The organism is Flavobacterium profundi (assembly GCF_006491645.1).
GTDB lineage: Bacteria > Bacteroidota > Bacteroidia > Flavobacteriales > Flavobacteriaceae > Flavobacterium > Flavobacterium profundi.
In genome coordinates this window covers 165,543-189,879 of record NZ_VDCZ01000001.1, presented here as the reverse complement: position 1 = coordinate 189,879, position 24,337 = coordinate 165,543, and the positions used below count along the sequence as shown (strand labels likewise).

The 24,337-nt window shown below is 30.1% G+C and carries 22 protein-coding genes; 21 read left to right on the top strand and 1 reads right to left on the bottom strand.

Annotated elements, in window-relative coordinates:
* Nucleotides 1–38 precede the first annotated feature (38 nt).
* Genes FHG05_RS00920 through FHG05_RS00870 form a run of 11 tightly spaced genes read left to right on the top strand, consistent with a single transcriptional unit; the run spans nt 39 to nt 12,238 of the window.
* Nucleotides 39–1,178, top strand: a complete 1,140-nt coding sequence (locus tag FHG05_RS00920; RefSeq protein WP_181369124.1) for a CapA family protein — start codon at nt 39–41, stop codon at nt 1,176–1,178.
* Between the two features lie 6 nt (nt 1,179–1,184).
* Nucleotides 1,185–2,249: an EpsG family protein gene (locus tag FHG05_RS00915; RefSeq protein ID WP_140996135.1), complete on the top strand. Its 1,065-nt coding sequence runs from the start codon at nt 1,185–1,187 to the stop codon at nt 2,247–2,249.
* Nucleotides 2,249–3,118 (top strand): glycosyltransferase family 2 protein, encoded by an 870-nt coding sequence (locus tag FHG05_RS00910; protein ID WP_140996134.1) that lies wholly within the window; start codon nt 2,249–2,251, stop codon nt 3,116–3,118. The genes FHG05_RS00915 and FHG05_RS00910 overlap by 1 nt, the downstream gene beginning before the upstream one ends.
* Nucleotides 3,111–4,259 (top strand): glycosyltransferase family 4 protein, encoded by a 1,149-nt coding sequence (locus FHG05_RS00905; RefSeq protein ID WP_140996133.1) that lies wholly within the window; start codon nt 3,111–3,113, stop codon nt 4,257–4,259. Before FHG05_RS00910 ends, FHG05_RS00905 begins: the two co-directional genes overlap by 8 nt.
* Nucleotides 4,252–4,857 (top strand): sugar transferase, encoded by a 606-nt coding sequence (locus FHG05_RS00900; protein ID WP_140996132.1) that lies wholly within the window; start codon nt 4,252–4,254, stop codon nt 4,855–4,857. The genes FHG05_RS00905 and FHG05_RS00900 overlap by 8 nt, the downstream gene beginning before the upstream one ends.
* Before the next feature lie 3 nt (nt 4,858–4,860).
* Nucleotides 4,861–5,475 (top strand): acetyltransferase, encoded by a 615-nt coding sequence (locus FHG05_RS00895; protein ID WP_140996131.1) that lies wholly within the window; start codon nt 4,861–4,863, stop codon nt 5,473–5,475.
* Nucleotides 5,472–6,023 carry a sugar transferase gene (locus FHG05_RS00890; protein WP_140996130.1) on the top strand — a complete coding sequence of 184 codons (552 nt, stop codon included), beginning with the start codon at nt 5,472–5,474 and terminating at the stop codon, nt 6,021–6,023. The genes FHG05_RS00895 and FHG05_RS00890 overlap by 4 nt, the downstream gene beginning before the upstream one ends.
* Nucleotides 6,020–7,144: a DegT/DnrJ/EryC1/StrS family aminotransferase gene (locus FHG05_RS00885; RefSeq protein ID WP_140996129.1), complete on the top strand. Its 1,125-nt coding sequence runs from the start codon at nt 6,020–6,022 to the stop codon at nt 7,142–7,144. Before FHG05_RS00890 ends, FHG05_RS00885 begins: the two co-directional genes overlap by 4 nt.
* 28 nt (nt 7,145–7,172) lie before the next feature.
* On the top strand, nt 7,173–9,077 hold the full coding sequence (locus tag FHG05_RS00880) for an SDR family NAD(P)-dependent oxidoreductase (RefSeq protein ID WP_140996128.1): 1,905 nt from the start codon (nt 7,173–7,175) through the stop codon (nt 9,075–9,077).
* A 34-nt stretch (nt 9,078–9,111) separates the two neighbouring features.
* The gene (locus FHG05_RS00875; RefSeq protein ID WP_140996127.1) at nt 9,112–9,873 is read left to right on the top strand and encodes a polysaccharide biosynthesis/export family protein; all 762 of its coding nucleotides are present in this window, start codon (nt 9,112–9,114) and stop codon (nt 9,871–9,873) included.
* Nucleotide 9,874: 1 nt separating this feature from the next.
* Complete coding sequence (locus tag FHG05_RS00870) at nt 9,875–12,238, top strand: GumC family protein (protein ID WP_140996126.1); 2,364 nt, start codon at nt 9,875–9,877, stop codon at nt 12,236–12,238.
* Between the two features lie 6 nt (nt 12,239–12,244).
* Here the strand turns inward: FHG05_RS00870 and FHG05_RS00865 are convergent, their stop codons facing one another.
* The gene (locus tag FHG05_RS00865; RefSeq protein ID WP_140996125.1) at nt 12,245–12,979 is read right to left on the bottom strand and encodes a tyrosine-protein phosphatase; all 735 of its coding nucleotides are present in this window, start codon (nt 12,977–12,979) and stop codon (nt 12,245–12,247) included.
* Nucleotides 12,980–13,149: 170 nt separating this feature from the next.
* On the opposite strand from FHG05_RS00865, the gene FHG05_RS00860 reads away from it, so the two are divergent.
* Genes FHG05_RS00860 through FHG05_RS00815 form a run of 10 tightly spaced genes read left to right on the top strand, consistent with a single transcriptional unit; the run spans nt 13,150 to nt 24,337 of the window.
* Nucleotides 13,150–14,154: an N-acetylneuraminate synthase family protein gene (locus tag FHG05_RS00860; RefSeq protein WP_140996124.1), complete on the top strand. Its 1,005-nt coding sequence runs from the start codon at nt 13,150–13,152 to the stop codon at nt 14,152–14,154.
* Nucleotide 14,155: 1 nt separating this feature from the next.
* Nucleotides 14,156–15,313 carry a UDP-N-acetylglucosamine 2-epimerase gene (gene neuC, locus FHG05_RS00855; protein ID WP_140996123.1) on the top strand — a complete coding sequence of 386 codons (1,158 nt, stop codon included), beginning with the start codon at nt 14,156–14,158 and terminating at the stop codon, nt 15,311–15,313.
* The gene (locus FHG05_RS00850; protein WP_140996122.1) at nt 15,313–16,014 is read left to right on the top strand and encodes an acylneuraminate cytidylyltransferase family protein; all 702 of its coding nucleotides are present in this window, start codon (nt 15,313–15,315) and stop codon (nt 16,012–16,014) included. Before neuC ends, FHG05_RS00850 begins: the two co-directional genes overlap by 1 nt.
* A 1-nt stretch (nt 16,015) precedes the next feature.
* Complete coding sequence (gene asnB / locus FHG05_RS00845) at nt 16,016–17,719, top strand: asparagine synthase (glutamine-hydrolyzing) (protein ID WP_140996121.1); 1,704 nt, start codon at nt 16,016–16,018, stop codon at nt 17,717–17,719.
* The gene (locus FHG05_RS00840) at nt 17,709–19,502 is read left to right on the top strand and encodes an ABC transporter ATP-binding protein (RefSeq protein ID WP_181369123.1); all 1,794 of its coding nucleotides are present in this window, start codon (nt 17,709–17,711) and stop codon (nt 19,500–19,502) included. The genes asnB and FHG05_RS00840 overlap by 11 nt, the downstream gene beginning before the upstream one ends.
* A gap of 7 nt (nt 19,503–19,509) precedes the next feature.
* The gene (locus FHG05_RS00835) at nt 19,510–20,901 is read left to right on the top strand and encodes a hypothetical protein (RefSeq protein WP_140996119.1); all 1,392 of its coding nucleotides are present in this window, start codon (nt 19,510–19,512) and stop codon (nt 20,899–20,901) included.
* Entirely contained in the window at nt 20,894–21,907 is a 1,014-nt protein-coding gene (gene pseB, locus FHG05_RS00830; RefSeq protein WP_140996118.1) for a UDP-N-acetylglucosamine 4,6-dehydratase (inverting), read from the top strand. The genes FHG05_RS00835 and pseB overlap by 8 nt, the downstream gene beginning before the upstream one ends.
* Before the next feature lie 7 nt (nt 21,908–21,914).
* Entirely contained in the window at nt 21,915–23,099 is a 1,185-nt protein-coding gene (pseC, locus tag FHG05_RS00825) for a UDP-4-amino-4,6-dideoxy-N-acetyl-beta-L-altrosamine transaminase (RefSeq protein ID WP_140996117.1), read from the top strand.
* On the top strand, nt 23,092–23,790 hold the full coding sequence (gene pseF, locus FHG05_RS00820; protein ID WP_140996116.1) for a pseudaminic acid cytidylyltransferase: 699 nt from the start codon (nt 23,092–23,094) through the stop codon (nt 23,788–23,790). Before pseC ends, pseF begins: the two co-directional genes overlap by 8 nt.
* Nucleotides 23,777–24,337 (top strand): GNAT family N-acetyltransferase, encoded by a 561-nt coding sequence (locus FHG05_RS00815; RefSeq protein ID WP_140996115.1) that lies wholly within the window; start codon nt 23,777–23,779, stop codon nt 24,335–24,337. Before pseF ends, FHG05_RS00815 begins: the two co-directional genes overlap by 14 nt.

The following is a 24,337-nucleotide window of genomic DNA, read 5'->3' as shown; positions in this document are numbered from 1 at the left end:
AAAAGATAAATTTGCTAAAATAAAAAGTCATGCATAAAATGAATCGAAAAGCTGAAATAATACTATGTGGCGATATATGTCCTACAAAAGATACCTCTTTGTTTTTCGAAGAAGAAAATGCTAGTTCGCTTTTTAATGATGTAATACAGGAGTTTAATTCAGCCGATTTGGTTGTGGCAAATTTAGAATTTGTATTAACAGATACCCCTAAACCAATACAAAAATCGGGGCCTATTTTATACGGGAAAACCAATTATATTCGTGTTTTAAAGAAAGCAGGAATTCATTTATTAAGCTTAGCCAACAATCACATTAAAGATTGTGGAGAAGAGGGTGTAAAATCTTCTATGGACACTTGTTTGAAGCATCAAATTGATATAGTTGGTGTTGGAAAAAATATAAACGAAGCCAAAAAACCATTTGTAAAAGTAGTAAATGGTGTGAAAATTGGAATTCTTGCTTATGCGGAACAAGAATTTAATTGTGCCAATGATACGGAATACGGTTCCAATTATTTTGATCCCTACGAAGATTTAGATGCCATCGAAAAATTAAAAGAAAAGGTTGATTTCTTGCTTGTAATTTATCATGGAGGTATTGAATATTATGAGTATCCTAGCCCTTTGCTTCAAAAGAAATGTAGAAAATTTGTGGAAAAAGGTGCTGATTTAGTAACGTGTCAACACAGTCATTGCATTGGTTCCATTGAAGAATATAAAGATAAAAAAATTATATACGGACAAGGAAATAGTATTTTTGGTTATAAAGAAAATAATTCTTCTTGGAATGAAGGTTTGTTGTTAAAAGTTGAATTTTATGAAAATAACACTTTTGCTGTGCACCATAAAGGAATTACTGCAACACAAGGAGGAATCCGTTTAATGAATGCTACTGAAAATATAACATTATCCAAGCAAATTGAAGAGCGATCTAGTAAAGTGTATGATTCACAATTTATAATGGCATCTTGGATTGCTTTTTGTAAGCGAAAACAAGAAATGTATTTCCCTCAATATTTAGGATTGAATCGCTATTGGATTCACCTTAATAGAATTTTAAAAAATAGAGTGGTCGCTATTTTATATGGTAAAAAATACCTGCGTTCTAGTCATAATATTATGAGATGTGAATCGCATAATGAAGTGATTCAGACACTGTTTAATCAATATTTCAAATAAAGGAGAATGATTATCTATTTTATTATATTGTTTTTAGTTTTAATTGTTTTTAGTATTCTAAGCAAGAAAGGTGAAAATAATAACTTATCCTTTTATTTGTCTGGTTTTATCCTAGTAATTTTTCCTGCTTTTCGATCTTCAAATGTAGGTACAGATACGAATAATTATGTTGGTAGTTTCCAAAATTTAAAATACTTGCAATTGCCTATAGATAAAACGAATTCATCTCTAGAGATTGGATATTTAATGCTAGAAAAAGCAGCTTATTTTATATCAAATCAATATTGGGTTTTATTGTTTTTAATTGCTTTGTTGTCTGTGGGTTTGTCATTGTTTGCTATTCGAAAAATGAGTTTAAATGCAAGAATTTCTATCTTTATATATATCACTTTAGGTTTTTATTTGTTCTTGTTTAATGGAGCACGTCAAAGCATAGCGGCATCTTTTTTTGGTATTTCTTTTTATTTTTTAGTAAAACGAAATTTGAAATATTACCTTTTTTGGATACTTGTTGGGGCATTTTTTCACAAAACCATTTTAATAATGATTCCTTTTTATTTTATTCTGAAAAATGAATTTTCGATAAAGAAATTATTTTATTATTCTATTTTATCTTTTGTAGCCTTAACATTTTTAAGTAGATTTTTGCTACTTTTTGATGAAGCAACCATAGACAGGTATTCTGTATATGAGGATAGAGGTGCTCAAGGAGGATTGTTGTTGAGTTTGTTTTTTATTGTAATGACATTTGTTTTAATTCGTTTTAGGAAGTATATCAAAACTGAAAACTTAGCCTATTTTAATATTTATTTGAATACCTGCGTTTTTAGTTCTATTATCTATATGGTAGTTAGTTTAACAGGTTCTGATGTAAACTTTTTACGAATGTCTTTGTATTTTTCATTCGGTTATATCTTAATCTGGCCTTTTATACTTAACGATGTGCCCATGTTTAATCGTCTTTTGCCTAGAGTCGCTTTTATAGGTATACATTTAGTTTTTTTTGGTATTTATTTATCCAAAATGTCCAATTTAGTTCCGTATGAGTTCAATCCAAATTTATTCCCATAATGAAAATAACAATAGCAATTCCATTTTATAATGCCGAAGAATATTTGCCAGATGCAATACGCTCTGTATTTGCTCAAACTTTTCAAGATTGGGAATTATTACTAATAGATGATGGTTCTACAGATAGTTCTCTTGCTATTGCAAAGTCAGTAGATGATGAGAGAGTGAGAGTAATTTCAGATGGGAAAAATAAAAAATTAGCAGCTCGATTGAATGAAGTTACACAATGGGCAAAACATGATTATATAGTACGAATGGATGCTGATGATTTAATGATGCCAAACAGAATTGAAAAACAATTGGAATTATTCTCTAAAAACGATGTCGATATTGTTACAACAGGAGTGTATTCTGTTTTAAATAATTTAGAAATCGTTGGTGTGAGAGGTGTTAACTATAAATCGGTTACTTTTCAAGATATTTTGACTCGAAAAGTAGGAATTACGCATGCTGCACTTATTGCTAAAAAATCATGGTATGAAAGAAATAAATATGATGAAAGCTTAAGTATTGCTCAAGATTTAGATTTATGGTTGCGTACTTCCAAAAAAAACGATTTAAAGGTTATCTCTATAGAAGAACCTTTGTATATCTACAGGGAAGAAAATAATGTAACTAGAAGAAAACTTATCAGAGCTTACAAAAATGAAAGGAATATGATTCGTAAATACGGAGAAAATCGTTTTCATATTTTACTTGCCAAGTCTTATTTTAAATCATTAGTCGTTTATCTTTTAGATGGAATGGGAAAAATAGATCTGCTACAAAAAAATAGAGGTAAAGGGGTAGTTTCAGAAGAATATATTTCTAAATTTAAAGAAGCAATTACAATTATTAAAAACACAAAAGTTAAGGGTTTAAATGCGTAAAAAAAAGTTATTTATCATTACAACAATCCCTTTGTCTTTAATTTTTTTTAAAGGCCAACTTGCTTTGCTTAAAGAAGAATTTGATGTTACTTTAATTTCATCTCCTGAAGATAGACTTTATCAAACAGCTAAACAATATAATGTTGCTTGTAAAGGAATCGTAATGAAAAGAGAAATTGCATTAGTAAACGATTTTCTTAGCTTGTTGCGATTAATTGGATATTTCATAATGAAAAGACCAGATATAGTTCATGGAAACACTCCAAAAGGTAGCTTTTTATCTATGATTGCAGCTTGGATTTGTAGAGTGCCAACACGAATCTATTATGTTCATGGATTGCGTTATCAAGGAGTAGCAGGTTTTAAGAGGAAATTACTAATGGCTATGGAAAGAGTTTCTTGTAAATTAGCAACTTCGGTTTATGCTGTGAGTCATGGAGTAAAAGAGGTTATGCAGGATGATAAGATAACAAAAAAAGAAATTCAAATTATCTGGAATGGAAGTATAAATGGAATTGATGGCGTTTTTTTTAATTCGCAAATCGTTGATTCTAATAATTTTAAAAAACAATACGGTATAGCTGAAGATGATTTTGTTTTTGGTTTTATTGGCAGAGTGGTCAAGGATAAAGGAATTAACGAATTAGTATCTGCTTTTAAAACTATTTCTAATGATTATAACAATGTTAAATTAATTATTGCAGGAAATTTTGAAGAAACCTTAGACCCTTTGTTACCTGAAATTAAAAATGAAATACATGCTAATCCTAATATTATTCTTGTAGGTTTTCAAATGGATATTAGACCTTTTTATAAAATGATGGATCTTTTTGTTTTTCCTTCTTATCGAGAAGGTTTTGGGATATCTTTAATGGAAGCTGCAGCCATGAATGTTCCTTCAATTTCATCTGATATTATTGGATGTAATGAAATTATTATTGATGGTATTAATGGTTTTTTGATTCCCTCTAAAAATGAAAAAATACTTTATGAAACTATGTTGTATTGTTTCCAAAATAAAAATATAGTCGAAAAGATGGCTAGTACCACGAGAAGCATAATTTTATCGAAATTTGAGCAAAAACAATTGTGGGATAAAACCATTGCTTCATATAAAGAAACAAGTAATTACTATGTATAAGAGCTTTTTCAAAAGGATGATAGATTTCAGTTTTTCATTATTAGGATTTCTGTTGTTACTTCCTGTATTTGTTTTAGTTACCGTAGGTTTGTATATTGCCAATCAAGGCAAACCTTTCTTTTTTCAAATGCGCCCAGGAAAAAAGGAAAAAATATTTAAGATTATTAAATTCAAAACAATGAATGATAGAAAGGATGCTAACGGAAATTTATTAGCTGATGAGGAAAGGCTGACTAAAATTGGCGCATTCGTTAGAAAAACTTCGCTAGATGAAATACCTCAATTACTTAATGTAATTAAAGGAGATATGAGTTTAATTGGCCCTAGACCTTTACTCGTTCAATATTTACCGTTGTATAATGATTTTCAAAAACAAAGACATTCAATTCGACCTGGTATTACGGGTTGGGCACAAATTAATGGTCGAAATGCCATCAGCTGGAATCAAAAATTTGAATATGATGTTTGGTATGTTAAAAATTATAATTTTTTACTCGATTTAAAAATAGTATTTTTAACAATAAAAAAAGTCTTTGTACGAGAGGGAATTTCTCAGCAAGGTGCAGCTACAATGGAAGTTTTTAAAGGTAATTTATAAGTAATGGAGTCAAACTATTATATTTTTGGAGCAAGTGGGCATGCTAAAGTGGTTCTAGATATATTGTTATCAAATGATAATTCAGTTTCTTCCATAGTAGATGATAATCCAAAGGTAGATTTTCTTTTGTCGATACCAGTTGTTAAAACAAGTGTTTTCAAAGTAAACAATTCTAGTAAATTTATTATTGCTATTGGTGATAATTGGGTTAGAAAAGAAATTGTAGAAAGACATCATTTTAATTATCTCACAGCAATTCATCAAAAAGCCATAATTTCTTCATTTGCTTTAATTGGAGAAGGTAGTGTAGTGATGCCACAAGTAGTTGTTAATGCAGCTGCAACTATTGGTAAACATTGTATTTTAAATTCTGGGAGTATTGTGGAACACGATTGTGTGCTGTCTGATTATGTTCATATTTCTCCAAATGCTTCCTTGGCAGGAAACGTGTCTGTAGGTGAGGGAACTCAAATTGGTATAGGTGCGTCTGTCATTCAAGGAATAACTATTGGGAAATGGGCAACCATTGGAGCTGGAGCAGTTATTATTGAGGATGTTCCCGATTTTGCTGTAGTTGTGGGCAATCCAGGAAGAGTAATTAAAATGAATTTAAAATGACAGTCAAGCGGCTCTTTGATGTTGTTTTTTCTTTTCTAGCATTAGTGCTATTTTTTTGGATACTTTTCCTTGGAATTGTAATTGCTTCGATTGATACTAAATCTTTTGGATTGTTTTTGCAAAAAAGAATAGGTCAGTATGGGAAACCTTTTTTGATTTACAAGATAAAATCAGTTCATGATTCAACTAAAAGAATTTCTGTATATGGACATTTTTTAAGAAAATCAAAATTAGATGAGTTGCCACAATTGGTTAATATTCTTTTTGGACAGATGAGCTTTGTTGGGCCAAGACCTGATATACCTGGATATTATGATCAATTAGAAGGGGAAGCAAAAAAAATTTTAGAATTAAAACCAGGTTTAACGTCGGAAGCGTCTATTAAATATGCTAATGAAGAAGCTATTTTAAGTCTGCAAGAAAATCCCCTATTGTATAATGATACCGTTTTGTTTCCCGATAAGGTAAAAATGAATTTAGAATACTATTATAAGCGAAGTATTTTAGTAGATTTGCATATAATTTTTAAAACCGTTTTTAAAGGATGAATCCAGAAAAAATTTGGTTGTCTTCTCCTCACATGGGTGGCAATGAGCAACACTATATTGAACAAGCATTTAAAGAAAATTGGATTGCACCTTTAGGACCAAATGTAACAGGTTTTGAAGAAGATTTACAAGGCTATTTAGGAAATAATTCACATGTTTCTGCATTAAGTTCAGGTACGGCTGCTCTACATTTGGGATTGATACAATTAGGTGTAGTTGCTGGTGATGAAGTCATTTGTCAAACATTTACTTTTTCTGCTTCGGCTAACCCTATCGTTTATTTGGGTGCCACACCTGTTTTTGTAGACAGTGAAGAAGATACTTGGAATATTTGTCCCAAAGCTTTAGAAAAAGCTATTTTGGATCGTATTGAAAATGGTAAAAAACCAAAAGCAATAATCGCTGTGCATTTATATGGGATGCCTTTTAGAGTTGATGCAATTATTGCAATTGCTAAAAAATATGATATTCCTGTTCTAGAAGATAGTGCTGAAGCCTTAGGAAGTACTTATAAAAAACAAAAGTGCGGTACTTTTGGAACCATTTCTGTTTTATCTTTTAATGGAAATAAAATTATTACTACTTCTGGTGGAGGTGCTTTGGTTACCAAAGATGAAAAAGTAAAACAAAATACTGTTTTTTTAGCTACTCAGGCTAGAGATCAGGCACCACATTATCAGCATTCTCAAATTGGTTACAATTATAGAATGAGTAATATTTGTGCAGGTATAGGTAGAGGGCAAATGGAAGTTTTAGAAGCACACGTTGCAAAAAGAAGGGAAATGCATCATTTTTACAAACATCTTTTCGAATCTATTTCTGATGTTGTCCTTTTTAAAGAACCTAATTCCGACTTTTATTCCAATCATTGGTTGAGTGCAATTTTGTTACCAGATTATACCAAAAGAGAAGCATTACGATTAGCATTTGAAAAAGAGAATATAGAAACAAGACCATTGTGGAAACCGATGCATTTACAGCCTGTCTTTAAGGAAAGTCCTTATTACGGAAATAACATTGCTGAAAGCTTATTTGAAAGAGGTCTTTGCCTTCCTTCTGGATCTAACTTAACGACATTAGATAAAGAAAGAATAACAGCAGTAGTAAGGAGTTTTTTTTAGTACTTTTGCAATAATTTAAGAGGAGCAAATGATAAAGTTGAATGAGCGGTTGTTTTCTATTGGCTATCTACCAAGGTGGATTATTTTTTGTATCGATATAATTATTCTATCTTTTGCAAATTTACTTACACATCTTATAGTAATTAGTTTAACATTAGGGTTTTATAAAACAATCACATTGGTTGAACAATACCTTTTAATTTTACTAGTTAATATTCTTTTCTTTAGAGTTTTTAAAACTTTTTCAGGAATCATTCGGCATTCTACTTTTATTGATGCTGTAAAAATATTTTTTGCAAGTTTTTGCTCTTTTCTTGTTTTAAGTATTATCAATTACGGTTGCTATTTTATTGCGCATAAAAAAATATTCCTCTTTCCAGCGTTAATTATAAGTTTTGTACTTTCTTTTACTTTTTTATTCTTTTTTAGAATTATTGTAAAATTTGTTTTTGAGATTACAACAACCGATTCAAAAACACTAATACGAACGGTGGTTTATGGTTCAGATGCCAATGCTATTGCTATTGCGAATGCTGTGAAATCAGAAATACCAGCACGATTTAAAATTGTAGCTTTTTTAGATAAATCAAGACATAATAAATCAAAAAGTATCTTAGGATTACCTATTTTATACAAGAATAAAAAAGCCTCAGTATTACTTCGTTCTATAGGTGCAAAAACATTAATTCTTGCAGAAAAATCCCTAACTAAAGAGCAAAAAATTCAAATTGTTGATGATTGTTTGGAAAACAATATTAAAGTATATGTTGTACCTATTATTACCGATTGGGAAAACGAGAGAGAGATTTCTAAAAAAATTAAAAATTTTGAAATTCAAGATTTATTAGAACGAAAACCAATCATTTTAGATAATAAATTAATCTCAAAACAAATTTCTAATAAAGTCGTTCTTATAACGGGCGCTGCAGGTTCGATTGGGAGTGAAATTGTTTGGCAAGTTTTAGAATTTAATCCTCAAAAGATTATCATTTTTGATCAGGCTGAGTCTCCTTTACATAAATTAGCTATTGAGATTTCAAAGTTTGAAAAGGATACGAAAATTGTTCCCATTATTGGAGATATACGTAATAAAGAAGTATTAAAGCGTGTGTTTGAAAAATATAAGCCCACAATGGTGTATCATGCAGCAGCTTATAAACACGTTCCTTTAATGGAGGAAAATCCTTGTGAGGCTGTTTTTACCAATATTTTGGGAACCAAGAATTTGGCCGATTTATCTTTAGAGAACGGTGTTAAAAAATTTGTTATGGTTTCCACTGATAAAGCAGTTAATCCAAGTAACGTAATGGGAGCCAGTAAGAGAATTGCAGAAAAATATGTGCAATCCTTATATTTTAAATACAAAAACGACGAGCATAAAATTACTAAATTTATTACCACACGATTTGGTAATGTACTAGGTTCCAATGGATCTGTTGTGCCTCTTTTTTCCGAGCAAATTCGAAAAGGTGGACCAATTACGATTACACACCCTAAGATTATTCGTTATTTTATGACAATTCCTGAAGCATGTCAACTTGTATTAGAAGCTGGTTCCATGGGTAAAGGTGGAGAAATATTTATATTTGATATGGGCAAACCAGTCAAAATTATTGATTTGGCTAAGAAGATGATTCAATTAGCTGGTTATGAACCTTATAAAGATATTGATATTCAAATTGTAGGTTTGCGACCAGGTGAGAAATTGTATGAAGAATTGTTAAATGATACCTCTAAAACATTGCCAACTCATCATGATAAAATTATGATTTCTCAAGAAATGGATGAAAATTACAACGATAATATTTTAAAAATTTCGCAATTAATTGATAAAACCCATAAAGCAACAGACATGGAAATTGTTTGTGAAATGAAGAAAATAATACCTGAATTTAAAAGTATGAATTCAATTTATGAACAATTAGACAATTAAATTTATCTCATTTATATTTGCAAAAAGAAAATTAATGAAAAAAATAAAAATATTCTATTTTACTATTGCCTTCTTTTGTTTGGTTTCTTGTGCTTCTAAAAAAGATTTGGTTTATTTACAAAATAATAAAGAAAATCAAGAGGCCTCTAGTTATGAGCCTTACTTGCAAAAAGATGATGTGCTTTTAATTTTAGTTACTTCTGAAAATCCTGAAATAGCAGCACCCTATAATTTAAAGTCTGTTATAGTAGATAATAATACGCAAGATGCTACTGCTAATACAAAATTACAAACGTATATTATTGATTCTAATGGGAACATTGAATTTCCTATTTTAGGGACGATACATTTGGCTGGTTTAACAAAATCAGACGCGGTTGCTAGAGTAAAAGAAGCTTTAAAAGAACATGTAACCGATGCTGTTGTTAATATTAGAATATTAAATTTTAAAATTTCTGTTCTTGGTGAAGTTACACATCCAGGAAGTTATACAGTTAAAAGTGAAAGAATTACTTTATTAGAAGCGTTAAGTCTTGCAGGAGATTTAACTATTTATGGGAAAAGAAATAACATTTTGTTAATTCGAGAACAAAATGGTACTAAAATAATGGAACGAATCGATATTACCAAAACCGATTTTATAGATTCACCTTATTATTATTTGTCTCAAAATGATGTTCTCTATGTGGAGCCTAATAAAACAAGAATTAATTCTTCATCCATTGGTCCAAATATTACTGTAGGTATATCTGCTTTATCGCTAATCGTAACTATTATCGCTTTAACCACTAGATAAAATGCAAAATTTACATTCGACAGAACATCAACATACACAAAGCAATTTTAATATTAAAGAAGAAGTTGTAAAATATCTGAAGCATTGGAAATGGTTTGTTTTGGGAATATTTATTGCTTTACTAGCTGCATTTCTTTATTTAAGATATACAGTGGCTAATTATAAAGCCGTTGCTACTATTTTAGTGAAGGATGATCGTAAAGGAACTATGGCCTCAGAATTGTCTGCATTTTCTGATTTGGGTTTAATGACAAATGTGAAAAGTAATGTGGATAATGAAATTGAAGTTATCAAGTCTAGAACGCTTATAGAATCTGCAGTAAGAGAGTTAGAGTTGAATGTTGCTTATTTTTCTCAAGGTAGAGTAAAATGGGAAGAATTATATAAAAAGTCTCCTATCAAATTAATTTTATCAAAGTATAGTGATGCATACGCTTCTAAAGGTCATTTTTACCGAATAGAAAAAGCAACTACAACAACATTTACTATTTATGATAGCAACGATCAAAAAATTGGTACTTTTAAATACGGAGAAAAATTTAAAATTGGGGAAGAAGTATTTATAGTTTTAGTAAACAAACCCGAATTTGTTACCTTAAATTATAATATTGGGGTACAATATTTACCTGTTTCTCAACTAGCTGAAAGCTTTAAAAATAGACTGACGGTTGCAGCTTTAAGCAAAAATACGAGTGTTATAGAATTGAGTATTGTTGATCCGGTTCCAGGAAAAGCAGAAGATTTTTTGAATACTGTTATCGCTAACTACAATAAGGATGCTATACAAGATAAAAAATACATCTCTGAAAATACGTCTAAGTTTATTGAACAGCGATTGAGTATTATTTCAGAAGAATTACAAGATGTTGAAAAAGATAAAGAAGTATTTAAAAAAAATAATGGTATCACTGATGTTGTTTCTGAAGCGGGACTTTATCTTGAAAATGCAAGTGATTTTGAGCGAATGCAAGTTGAAAATGCTACACAATTACGTGTGGTAGAAACCATGATGAATTATGTAAACTCATCGGATACAAATGAACTCATACCTGTAAATATTATTGGTCAAGATCAAGGAGCGAGCCAATTAATTTCTGAGTATAATGAACTTGTTCTACAAAAAAATAGGTTGTTAAAAACTGCTGGTTCAAAAAATACTTTGGTGCAAAATTTAGATGCAAAAATTAATGCATTAAAAGGGAGTGTGAGTTCTAGCTTAAGTCAATTAAAATCTTCTTTGCAAATTAAAAGAAACGATTTAAATAGACAGAATGCAATTATTAGTGGTAAAATTTCTCAAATTCCTACTCAAGAGCGAAATTCAAGAGATATCGATAGAAAACAAAATATCAAAGAATCTTTGTATTTGTATTTATTGCAAAAAAGAGAAGAAACGGCTATTTCATTAGCTGTAACGGCTCCAAATGCAAAAGTTATTGATGCGGCTAAAGCTTCAAAAAGTCCTGTTTCTCCCAATCGTAGGATGATTTATTTAGCAGCTTTGCTTTTAGGAGGATTAATTCCATTTGGTATTTTATATTTAATCGATTTATTTGATACCAAAATCAAATCTAGATATGATTTAGAGAAAAACACTACAATTCCGTTTTTAGGTGAAATTCCAAAATTAGAAAGTGGACAATTAATAATAGACAGTACAAGTAGAACCAGCACAGCAGAAGCAATTCGTATTATTAGAACCAATCTAGAATTTTTGTTAACTAATGTAAATGAAGATGAAGCAAAAGTTGTGTTTTTAACTTCTACCTATCCAAAAGAAGGGAAAACCTTTATTTCTGTGAATTTAGCATCTACTATAGCGTTGTCAGAAAAGAAAGTTTTACTTGTGGGTTTAGATATTCGTAATCCAAAATTAGATGAGTATTTAAAATTAGAATCGAGAGGTGTTACCAATTATCTTTCCTCAAAAGATGAGAAACCTATTCAAAACTATATTACTTCGGTAGAAGGGTTTAAAAATTTAAATGTGTTGCCAGCAGGAATTATTCCTCCTAATCCTGCCGAATTATTAATGAGTAAAAAGATTGGGGAGTTATTTGCAACGCTTAAAAAAGAATATGATTATATCATTGTCGATACAGCTCCAGTAAGTTTAGTTACAGATACCTTGTTAATTGCTAAATACGCGGATGCTTTTATTTATGTTACTAGAGCAAATTTCTTAGATAAAAGAATGTTAGAGTTGCCGGAACGCTTATACAACGAGAAAAAACTTCCTAATATGTCAATTCTTATTAATGATACCGAAATTAATACCGGTTATGGTTACGGTTATGGTTATGGTTACGGACAAACGGAAGAGAAAAAACCGTGGTATAGTTTTCTGCCTTTTTTAAAGAAATAAAATCAATTATTTAAAAAAAGAATTTTTTTGTATAGCACTTTCTAGTTTATCGAGAGATTTAATAACTATTTTATCTTTGAAAGAGTAGATATGGTTTTTATGATGAATGTCAGAACCCACAAAATCAATAGAATTACTAGAAAGAAGTTTTTCAGCAACTGTACTCACTTCTTTTCCATAATAACCTACAGTAGAAAGTAAGTTCATTTGAAACAAGCAACCTGCTTTTTTTAGTTTATCGTATTGATTTATATTTGAATGATAAAAAGTGTAGCGTTCAGGATGGGCTAAAACGGGCTGATAACCTTTTAATTGCAATTCAAAAAGAATTTCAAAAAGTTGAATGGGAGCATTTAGATAGGACATTTCAACCAAGACATAATTATCTTTTAAAGTTAATAGCGCTTCATTCTGAAAACGTTTCATAAAGTTGTCGTCCATAAAATATTCAGAAGCACTATGTAATTCAAGTCGATTACTTTCTGCAGTTAATTCTTTTTCCACTTTCGCTTGGGCATTTTGAATGGTAGTTTTAGTGTTTTCCCAAACGGAACTCATAGTGTGTGGAGTTGCAATCACTTTTTTAAAGCCAAATTCAATCATTTGTTTCATTAAAAATTCAGAATCTTCAATGGTTTTAGCACCATCATCAATACCAGGTAAAATATGAGAGTGAATGTCTACATAGTCTTCGGGTATAAATTCATACAGTTTTGGCTTCGCTTTGAAAAAGGATAACATTTTTATTTTTTTTACAAAAGTAATGTTATTCTTTAAATCATGAACTTTCGATTTGAGTTTAAGAACTAAAATTGTTTGTTACCTATCTAAAATAGCTTATTTTTGACAGCTTATATGAAATAATTAAAGTCTTAAAAAGATTTTTAAAGAACTTTTATTTAAATTTAACAATGAACAAAGTATTTATAATTGCTGAAATAGCTCAAGCACATGATGGAAGTTTAGGTATTGCACATAGCTATATAGATGCTTTAGCAAAAACAGGAGTTGATGCTATTAAATTTCAAACGCATATTGCAGAAGCCGAAAGTAGTATGTTTGAGCCTTTTAGAGTTAACTTTAGCTATGAAGATAAAAGTAGATATGAATATTGGAGTCGTATGGAATTTACTTTGGAACAATGGAAAGGACTAAAACAGCATTGTGATGAAGTCGGTTTAGAGTTTATATCCTCTCCATTTAGTTGTACAGCTGTTGATTTGTTAGAAGAGGTTGGTGTTAAAAGATATAAAATTGGTTCGGGAGAATTAAATAATTATTTAATGTTGCAGAAAATTGCTCAAACAGGTAAGCCAATAATTTTATCTTCTGGAATGAGTGATTATGAAGAATTAAAGCAAACCATCCAATTTCTAAAGCCATTTAAAAATGAATTAAGTTTACTGCAATGCACAACAGCATATCCAACAAAAGCAGAAGAATGGGGTCTAAATGAAATTCATAAATTAAAAGAAAAATTTAATATACCAATTGGGTTTTCAGATCATTCTGCTAGTATCGTAGCACCATTAGCAGCCACCGCTATGGGAGCTTCCATTTTAGAATTTCATGTGGTTTTTCATAAAGATTTATTTGGACCGGATGCAAAAGCTTCCGTTACCATAGAAGAAACAAAAGAACTAGTAAAAGGAGTGAGAGCTATTGAAACTTCTCTACATTCAGATTTTTCAAAAGTAGAAACGAATAAGTTTGATGATTTGAAAATTATGTTCGGTAAATCATTAAGTGTTAATAAAGATTTGAAAAAAGGAAGCATACTTACTATGACAGATTTAGAATCTAAAAAGCCAGGTAATAAAGGGATAAGTGCCAAAGATTTTCAAAGTGTTATTGGTAAAGAGTTGCTAGTAGATTTAAAGCAATGGGATTTTTTAAATAAAGAAAATATCGCTTAATATGTCGAAAAGAAAGATATGTGTTGTAGTAACAGCCAGACCAAGTTATAGTAGAATTAAAACTGCTTTACAAGCTATAAAAGATCATCCAAAATTAGAATTACAATTAGTAGTAGCGGCTTCAGCATTATTGGATAGATATGGAAGTGCTGTAAATTATATCGTAAATGATGGATTTGAAATTAGTGCAAAAGTATTTAATGTTCTTGAAGGAGAAAATTTGACTGCTGCTGCAAAAACAACAGGAATAGGGATTCTTGAACTCTCTACCGTGTTTGATAATTTGAAACCTGATATGGTGGTAACAATTGCCGATCGATTTGAAACGATGGCAACAGCTATAGCTGCATCTTATATGAATATTCCTTTAGTGCATATTCAAGGAGGTGAAGTGACTGGAAATATTGATGAAAAAGTAAGGCATGCTATAACAAAATTAGCCGATTATCATTTCGTTGCTTCTGAAGGGGCCAAACAAAGAGTTTTGAAACTAGGGGAAGAATCAGAATCTGTATTTAATACAGGTTGTCCCTCTATAGACTTGGCTAAAAATGTTTTAGAAAAACCAGAATTAAACTTTGACCCTTATCAAAAATATGGAGGTGTAGGTTCTAGTCCAGATTTATCTAACGGTTATATAGTTGTAATGCAGCATCCAGTGACAACTGAATATGCAGATAGTAGAAAACATATTAATGAAACATTACAAGCTATAAATACTATTTCAATACCTGTTTTATGGTTTTGGCCTAATGTAGACGCAGGTGCAGATGGAACTTCTACAGGAATTAGATCTTTTAGAGAAAAATTTAAACCCAACCATATTCATTTTTTTAAAAATATGGAAGGAGAGGATTTTTTAAGATTACTTGTGAATTCTAAATGTTTAATTGGCAATTCTAGTGTTGGAATAAGAGAATGTGCTTATTTAGGCGTTCCAGTGGTTAATATCGGTACTCGACAAAACAAAAGAGAAAGAGGAAATAATATTCTTGATGTTGAATATGATAGTAGTGCAATAGAAAAAGCAATACTACATTGGTTACATAATCCAAAACCAAATTTATCTACTGTTTACGGTGGAGGTGATGCTGGTGTTCAAATTGCAAACTTATTAGCTGAAAGTCCACTTAGATTCCATAAAACCATAACTTACTAATGAAAATATTAGGAATTATACCCGCTAGAGGAGGAAGTAAAGGCGTTCCCAAAAAAAACAGTAAGTTACTGCATAATAAACCACTTATTCAATACACTTATGAAGCTGCGATAAATTCAACTTTGTTATCTAAAATTATAGTATCTACAGATGATGAATCGATCATTTCTATTGCTCATTCAATAGGGTTAGAAGTGCCTTTTGTACGACCTAAAGAACTAGCATCAGATGAAGCATCTTCTATTGATGTGGTGTTACATGCAGTTGAATTTTTTGAAAAACAAAATATTTTTTTTGATGCTATTTGTCTTTTACAACCTACCTCGCCTTTTAGAGAAGATCAATTTATTGATAAGTGTATCCAAGAATTCATAAATAAAAAAACGGATTGTTTAATAAGTGTTCAGCAAGTTCCTCATGAATACAATCCTCATTGGACTTTTTTAGAAGACAAAAATGGGGCTTTAAAGATTGCAACTGGCGAGAAAGAAATTATTAAAAGGAGACAAGATTTGCCTAATGCTTATTTTAGAGATGGAAGTGTTTATATAACTAAAATAAATGTCATTAAGGAGAAAAAATCCTTTTACGGAGACTCTATAAGCTATGTTGAAAGTAATCCTGACTATTTTTGCAATATTGATACTTTGAAAGATTGGGAAATAGCAGAAAATAAGATTTCTCAATTAAGAATACAATAATATGTGCGGAATTGCGGGTATAATAGGTTCAAATTCAAATGGAATTCAACAGTTAGAAAGTATGTTGAAATCTCAAGCGCATCGTGGCCCAGATGCTACACATATTTGGAATGATGGGAATGTTTATTTGGGCCATAACAGATTGTCTATTATAGATTTAAGTAGTGAGGCTGATCAGCCAATGGTTTCTTCAAACGGCAGATATATCATCGTTTTTAATGGTGAGATTTATAATTATTTAGAATTAAAACAACAACTTCTGAGTTATACATTTAAAACTTCTTCAGATACGGAAGTTTTATTAGCTCTTTTTCAGCAAAAAGGAAAAGATATGTTGCATGATTTGAACGGAATGTTTGCATTTGTTATTTATGATAAATTGAAGGGTGAAATTTTTGCAGCTAGAGATCGGTTTGGAGTAAAACCTTTTTATTATTCATTTATTGGAGAAAATTTAGTTTTTGCTAGTGAAATAAAGACGTTATTTACGGCTGGTGTCGAAAAGGTAAAGAATAAAAAGGTATGGGCAAATTATTTAAGTTTTGGAACGTATGGCTTACCCAATGAGACTTTTTGGGAAAAAGTAAATCAGTTACCTGGAGGTCATTATTTTGAATATAGCCTTGGAGATGAAAAAATTCAACCTGTAAGATGGTATGATTTTGTTGGAAATGTTTTAAAAATGCCACAACTTGCTGAGGAAGAGTTGAAAAGAAACTACTTGCAATTATTACAAGATAGTATACGTTTGCGTTTTAGAGCTGATGTAGCTGTTGGATTTAATATTAGTGGTGGTTTAGACTCTTCTGTGCTTTTAGCTTTAGTAAATAATGAATTTCCAAATAATAACGCTATAGAAGCCTTTACTTTTTATACAAATGATTATCGTTATGATGAATTGCACTGGGTAGAATTAATGTTAGAAAAAACAAAGAAACCCTTAAATAAATGTTTGTTGCAAGTTGCTGATGTACCTCAATTAATAAAAAAGATAGCAACCTTTCAAGATGAGCCTTTTGGAGGTTTTCCAACATTAGCTTATAGCCAAATTTTTGCTACTGCACGAGAGAAAAAAGTTGTAGTGCTTTTAGACGGACAAGGTATGGATGAAGCTTGGGCCGGATATGACTATTATCAAACCAAAACGGGTTATACCATTCAAGGTACAAAAACCTCACCAGTGCGACCCGAAGTCTTGACAGAAGAATATCAAGCATATGCATCAAAAGAAGTATATGAAACTCCATTTGATAATGATTTACAAAATCTTCAATATAGAGATTTATTTTATACAAAAATTCCAAGAGCCTTACGATTTAATGATAGAATCAGTATGATGCATGGTACAGAATTAAGAGAACCTTTTCTAGATTATCGATTAGTAGAATTAGCATTCTCACAAAAGGAAGCCGTTAAAATAAAAGAAGGACAAGGAAAATGGCTTCTAAGAGAGCTCATGAAAGATTTGCTAGGAAATGAAGTTGCGCTTGCGCCTAAAAGACCTCTACAAACACCTCAACGGGAATGGATGGCATCTGATTTATTGGAATATATTACAAGTAAAATTGAAAATTTTTCAAATTCAGATTTGGTTAAAAAAGACAAAGTACTCTCTCTATGGCATGAATATCAAAATGGAAATCAAGAAAATAGTTTTTATATTTGGCAATGGATTAACTTGAATGAAATGCTGTATGAAAATTAAAAAAGCACTAGACTATAAATTAAGAATAGTATCCTTTTATTTCAAGTATATAAAATTTGGTATCTTTTTTATAATTTTTCTTTCGTTTTTAACTGGGATTCTTGAAAGTATTGGAGTAAGTATGATTTTTCCCATACTTCAAGCCGTTTTGGATACAAATAATTCCGTAAAAGAATTAAACTTTCCCATTGTTAGTGATGTACTTTCCTTCTTTAATGTTGAATATTCCATTAGAAATCTAACATTAATTTTTGTTTCATTATTTATTATCAAAGCATTTTTTAAATTTTTTACAGGATACATAAAGCTCCATTATTCTAGTAAATTTTTACTTGATATTAGAAAAAAGTTAATTAAAAAACTATCAGGACTTGATTATGCAAATTATACAAAGAGAGAAACGGGAAAATTATCTAGCACTTTTACTTTAGAAGTTGAAAACTTAGTTTCTGGGTTTATTTATTTTTCAAACTATTTGGTAACTATCTTTACAGGTCTTTCCTTTATTTTTATAATCCTTTTTATTGAATATCGTTTTGCAATAAGTATACTTTTCTTTGGTGCAATTTATTATTTGGGCTTTAAAAAATTAAATATAAAAATAAAAGATATTTCTAAAGAAATCACCTATCATAACGCGAAATTTAATAGTTTATTAATTCAATTTATCCAATCCTTTAAATATTTAAAATCGACTAATAATTTTTCAAATTTATCTACTTTTTTAAGTGATACTGTATCAAAAATTAGAAGTTTGAAAATTCAAAAAGATATTCGAACTAATTTTGTTTCGGCTATACAAGAACCAGCAGTACTCGTTTTGGTTCTTTTTATAGTTTTTATTTCTGTAAATTATATTAAAATTGAAACTTCTATTGTTTTAATGCTATTGGTTTTGTTTTATAGATCAACCAATTATTTTTTAACCTCACAATCTACATGGAATAATTTTTTAAGTCAAATTGGAAGTACAAATTCTGTAATTGATCTAGAAAATAGTTTAATTGAGAACCAAGAAATGAATAAGGGTGATTTAGAACCTCATTTCTTAAATCAAATTACAGTAAAAAATGTAAGTTTTAAATATACTCCAGAAGAGTATACGCTTCAATCTATTAATTTTACTGTTCCAATAAACAAAACAATAGCTTTTGTTGGCAAAAGCGGAACCGGAAAAAGTACTCTTGTGAATATTTTAACTGGACTTTTAAAACCTGATGAAGGAAATGTTTTTCTGGACGCAGTTGAACTTAATGCAATTGATGTAAATCGATGGAGAAATACGATTGGATATATCACACAAGAATCGGTAATTTTTAATGATACAATTTTAAATAATATTACTTCTTGGAATTATAATCCTGTGAAAGATAAAGCAAAATTGTGGGAAGTAATAAAGATGAGTCATTTAGATGAAATCATTACAACTGAAAAGGATTTGTTAAGAGAAGTAGGAGACAGAGGAGTGTCTTTATCGGGAGGTCAAAAACAAAGAATTGCTATTGCAAGAGAACTTTATAGGAATCCAAAAATTTTAATTTTAGACGAAGCAACTAGTGCTCTGGATTCTGAGACTGAGAATAATATTATTGAAAGTTTAGAACAATTAAACGGTAAAATTACTATAATTGTAATTGCACATAGATTATCAACAATAAAGAAAGCAGATGAAATTTATGTTTTGGAAAAGGGTAAAATAATTGAAAATGGAACCTACAATGAATTATTAAATAGAAATAATTCGAGAATGGCTGAATTTATAAAGATGCAAGAACTAAAATAATAAGAACTTGAATAAACCTAAAATCCTTATAGTAACTACATCGGTTTTTACTGATAGAATGCTTCAGTATTCTACTTTTTTGGAAAGATTAAAACAAGAATTCGAAGTAGAAATTTGGGCCAAATCTTTTATTTCAAATCCAGAAGATTGGAAAATGGATGATATACTAGTAAAGTCTTTTCCAAAAGTTAATCCATTGCCTCACTGGACAAGTTATATTAGAAGAGTAAATGAATATGCATGGATGAATCGATTAGATGCTAAAAGCATTAAAATCAATATAAAATATAAAGTCAAAAAAACGTTTCTGATAAAGTTTTTACTTCTTTTAGGCTATTTGTTTTCACTTTTAGGATTGCACAAATTACTTGAAAATTTGGTTTTTAAATTGGTTTCTGTAAATAATAGAAATAAGAAAATAAACCAAGATTTAAAGCAATCATTGCCTGATTATTTGCTGGTTTTTAATCCATTTTGGGTGGAAGAACCCATTGTAGCATTAGAAGCAAAAAAAAATAATATTCCTATTATAAGTATAATTCCTTCATGGGATAATGTTACTACAAAATCTAGAATGGTTTATAAGTCAGATTATTACGGACTGTGGTCTTCGGTAAGAATAAAAGAATTATTTACTTATTATCCTTACACAAAAAAAGCAAAAACATTTGTTTTTGGTACACCTCAATATGATATTTTTTCAAATGCGCATTTTTTACAAAAAAAAGAAGTTTTTTTGGACCAATATCATTTAAATGATTCGTTACCTATTTTGCTTTATACTTTAGGTTCGCCTTTATTTATAACTACAGAAATAGATGTTTGTCTTCAATTTTGTAAATTAGCATTGCAAGAAGGAATTTTAGAAAAATATCAAATTTTAATTCGACCTCATCCTATAAAAGATTTTTCAGAATATATACCAAAATTTAAACATATTGATACAAGAATCAAAATACAAAGTGAAGTGCAAACTTCAAAAACAGAGAAAAATCGTTTTATGAATAAAGCCATGTTGGAAAATTGGGTAAGTACTTTTTATTATTCTGATATTGTAATTGCTACCAGTTCTACAACATTATTAGACGCAAGTATGTTTAACAAACCACATATTAATATCACTGAAAATCTGACGGAAGACAAACAATATGATGATTTTTTAAAAGATGTTAGTTATAAATTTATTCACCTTAAAAATTTAAACGACCAAAAATTATTAAATAATATTACGAATTGGGAGATGTTTTTTAATCAATTGCATCAGTATATAAATGATAAAAATAGCATTCAAAATAAAAGTAAAGAAATTGTGATCGCACTAGCCGAACAAAAAAATGAGGGTAAATATGGAGCCTTTTTTGCAAATCAATTAATTAAAATAGTAAAAAATAATGCTTAATAATAAATCAATATTAATTACAGGAGGAACTGGATCTTTAGGGAAAGCGCTTACTAAAACAATTTTGGAGAAATGGCCAGATGTAAAAAGACTAGTTATTTATTCTAGAGATGAGCAAAAGCAATATCAAATGGCTCAAGAGTTTCCAGAATCCAAATATAAAGCAATACGATATTTTATAGGAGATGTAAGAGATTTAGAAAGATTAAAAAGGGCTTTTAATGGTATTGATTATGTTATTCATGCAGCGGCAATGAAACATGTTCATATCGCTGAATACAATCCAGACGAATGTGTAAAAACAAATATTGGAGGAGCAGAAAATGTGATTAAAGCTTCTTTGTCAAGTGCTGTAACCAAAGTTGTTGCTCTTTCAACCGATAAAGCGTGTGCACCTATCAACTTATATGGGGCAACAAAATTAACTTCAGATAAACTGTTTATAGCTGCTAATAATATCAAAGGAAAACAAGATATTAAATTTTCTGTAGTTCGTTATGGAAATGTTATGGGATCTAATGGTTCCGTAATTCCTTTTTTTATGAACAAAAGAACGGAAGGGGTGTTACCCATAACTGATGAAAAAATGACTCGTTTTAATATATCACTTCAAGGTGGAGTGGATATGGTTTTACATGCTCTTGACAAGGCTTGGGGAGGAGAATTATTTGTGCCTAAACTCCCGTCATACAAGATTTTAGATGTTGCTACCGCCATAGCTCCAAATTGTAAACATGAAATAGTAGGTATTCGCCCAGGAGAAAAAATTCATGAAGAAATGATAACAGCGTCAGATTCTTTTACAACCTACGATTTAGGGGAATATTATGTAATATTACCACAACTTACCAATTGGGATTTAAATGAATATAAAAATGTTTTTAAGGCAACATTAGTGCCTCAAGGATTTAGTTATACTTCAGGAGAAAATACAGAATGGGAAACTGTAGCTTCATTACGTGCTTTAATAAAAGAACATCTTTACAGTGATTTTGAACCTAAATAATATTCCTATGATACCTTACGGGAAACAAAATATAACAGAAGAAGATATAAAAGCTGTAACGGAAGCTTTAAAAGGTGATTTTTTAACTCAAGGTCCCACTATTTTAGCTTTTGAAAAAGCATTTTCAGATTACATAGGTTGCAAATATTCTGTTGCTGTTTCAAATGGAACGGCTGCATTGCATTTAAGTGCTCTTGCTTTAGGTGTTAATGAGAATTCAAAAGTTTTAACCACCCCTTTAACTTTTGCTGCTTCTGCAAATTGCATCCGTTATTGTGGTGGCCAAATTGTGTTTTCCGATATAGATGAAGATACGTATTTAATAGATATTCCACAACTCCAAAAAGTAATAGAAAGTCACCCTAAAGGTACTTTTTCAGGTATTATTCCTGTAGATTTTGCTGGAAGAGCCGTTAACTTAGAAGCTTTAAAAGATTTGGCAGACCAACACAATCTTTGGATACTAGAAGATGCTTGTCATGCACCCGGTGGATATTTTATAGATAGTAAAGGGATTAAACAAAATTGTGGAAATGGAAAATATGCTGACTTAGCTATTTTTTCTTTTCATCCCGTGAAACATATTGCAACAGGAGAAGGAGGTATGATTACGACTAATGATGAAAAATTGTATCAAAAATTACTCACTCTAAGAACTCATGGCATAACTAGAGACAAGGAATTATTTGAAAACACAGTTGATTTTGCAAACGGAACGGAAAAAAATCAAGGAGACTATCCAGGATGGTATATGGAGATGAAGGAGTTAGGTTATAATTATCGATTTACCGATTTTCAAGCAGCTTTAGGAATCAGTCAATTAAAAAGAGCAAATCAAGGTATTGAAAGAAGAACTGCAATTGCTGTAAAGTATTATGAAAGTTTTATAGGTGAAGATTTCATAAAAAACCAGTCTGGAGTTGTAGAAGGACACGCGTATCATTTATATGTTATTAAAGTAAAAGATAGACTAGGTCTCTATAATTATCTAAGAGAACAGAATATCTTCGCTCAAATTCATTATATACCTTGCCATTTGATGCCTTACTATAAACAATTAGGGTGGAAAACGGGTGATTTACCTGTTGCTGAAGCGTACTATAAAGATTGTATCAGTTTACCAATGTACCCCACTTTAACTGAAGAAGAGCAAGATTTTGTAATTAGAATGATTAAAGAATATTATGTCTAATATAGCTATTATACCTGCGAGAGGTGGCAGCAAAAGAATACCAAGAAAAAATTGTAAATTTTTTTTAGGAAAGCCAATAATTGCTTATTCCATCGAGGCAGCATTACAAAGCAATTTATTTGATGAGGTTATGGTTTCTACTGATGATACTGAAATTGCTGAAATTGCAACTCAATATGGTGCAAGTGTGCCCTTCTTCAGGAGTCCTAAAAATAGTGATGATTTTGCTACAACGTATGATGTTATTGAAGAGGTTTTAAATAATTATGCAAAAAAAGAAATGACATTCGAATACGCCTGTTGTCTTTACGCTTGTGCGCCATTAATTCAAATTTCAGATATAAAAAGAGCTTTTGAAAAATTAAAAGAGGAGACTCGGGATTCTGTTTTTCCTGTTGTTCCTTTTTCGTTTCCAATACAAAGAGCGTTACACTTTATAAATGAAAAAATCGAATTTGTAAATCATGAGTTTGCATTAACACGTTCACAAGATTTGGAACCCACCTATCACGATGTAGGGCAGTTTTATTTCATGAATGCCAAGACAGTTTTAGACAAAAAAGCAGTGTTAACCAATAACTCAAGTAGTATAATTTTAGAAGAAACTATGGTACAAGATATAGATAATGAAACAGATTGGAAGCTAGCAGAATTAAAGTACCAATTATTTAAAGGAAATGAGAAAATATAAATGCATATCCCAATCGGTTTTTTCTACTGAAAATTTTCATATCGAACCTATACGAGATAGTGATAAGTATGAAATTATGACTATTAGAAATGAACAATTGTATCATTTAAGACAAGAAAAATTATTAACCTTAGAAGATCAAGATACTTATTTCAATACGGTAGTTAAGAATTTGTTTGAAGTCAATTTTCCATCTCAAATTTTATTTTCTTTTTTTAAAAATAATCTGTTTATTGGATATGGTGGATTAGTTCATATCAATTGGAAAGATAAAAATGCTGAAATTTCATTTGTGATGAAAACGGAATTGGAAAAAGAATTTCTTAAAGAGAATTGGTCCTCTTTTCTAAAACTAATAGAAAATGTTGCTTTTCAAGAATTAGATCTGCATAAAGTTTCCACTTATGCATTTGATGTAAGACCTCATTTATATGAAATATTTGAACAAAATGGATATAAGAAAGAAGCGGTTTTAAAAGAACACGTTATTATTGAAAGTCAGTATATTGATGTTGTTATCCATGCTAAATTGAATGTAAAAAAATAG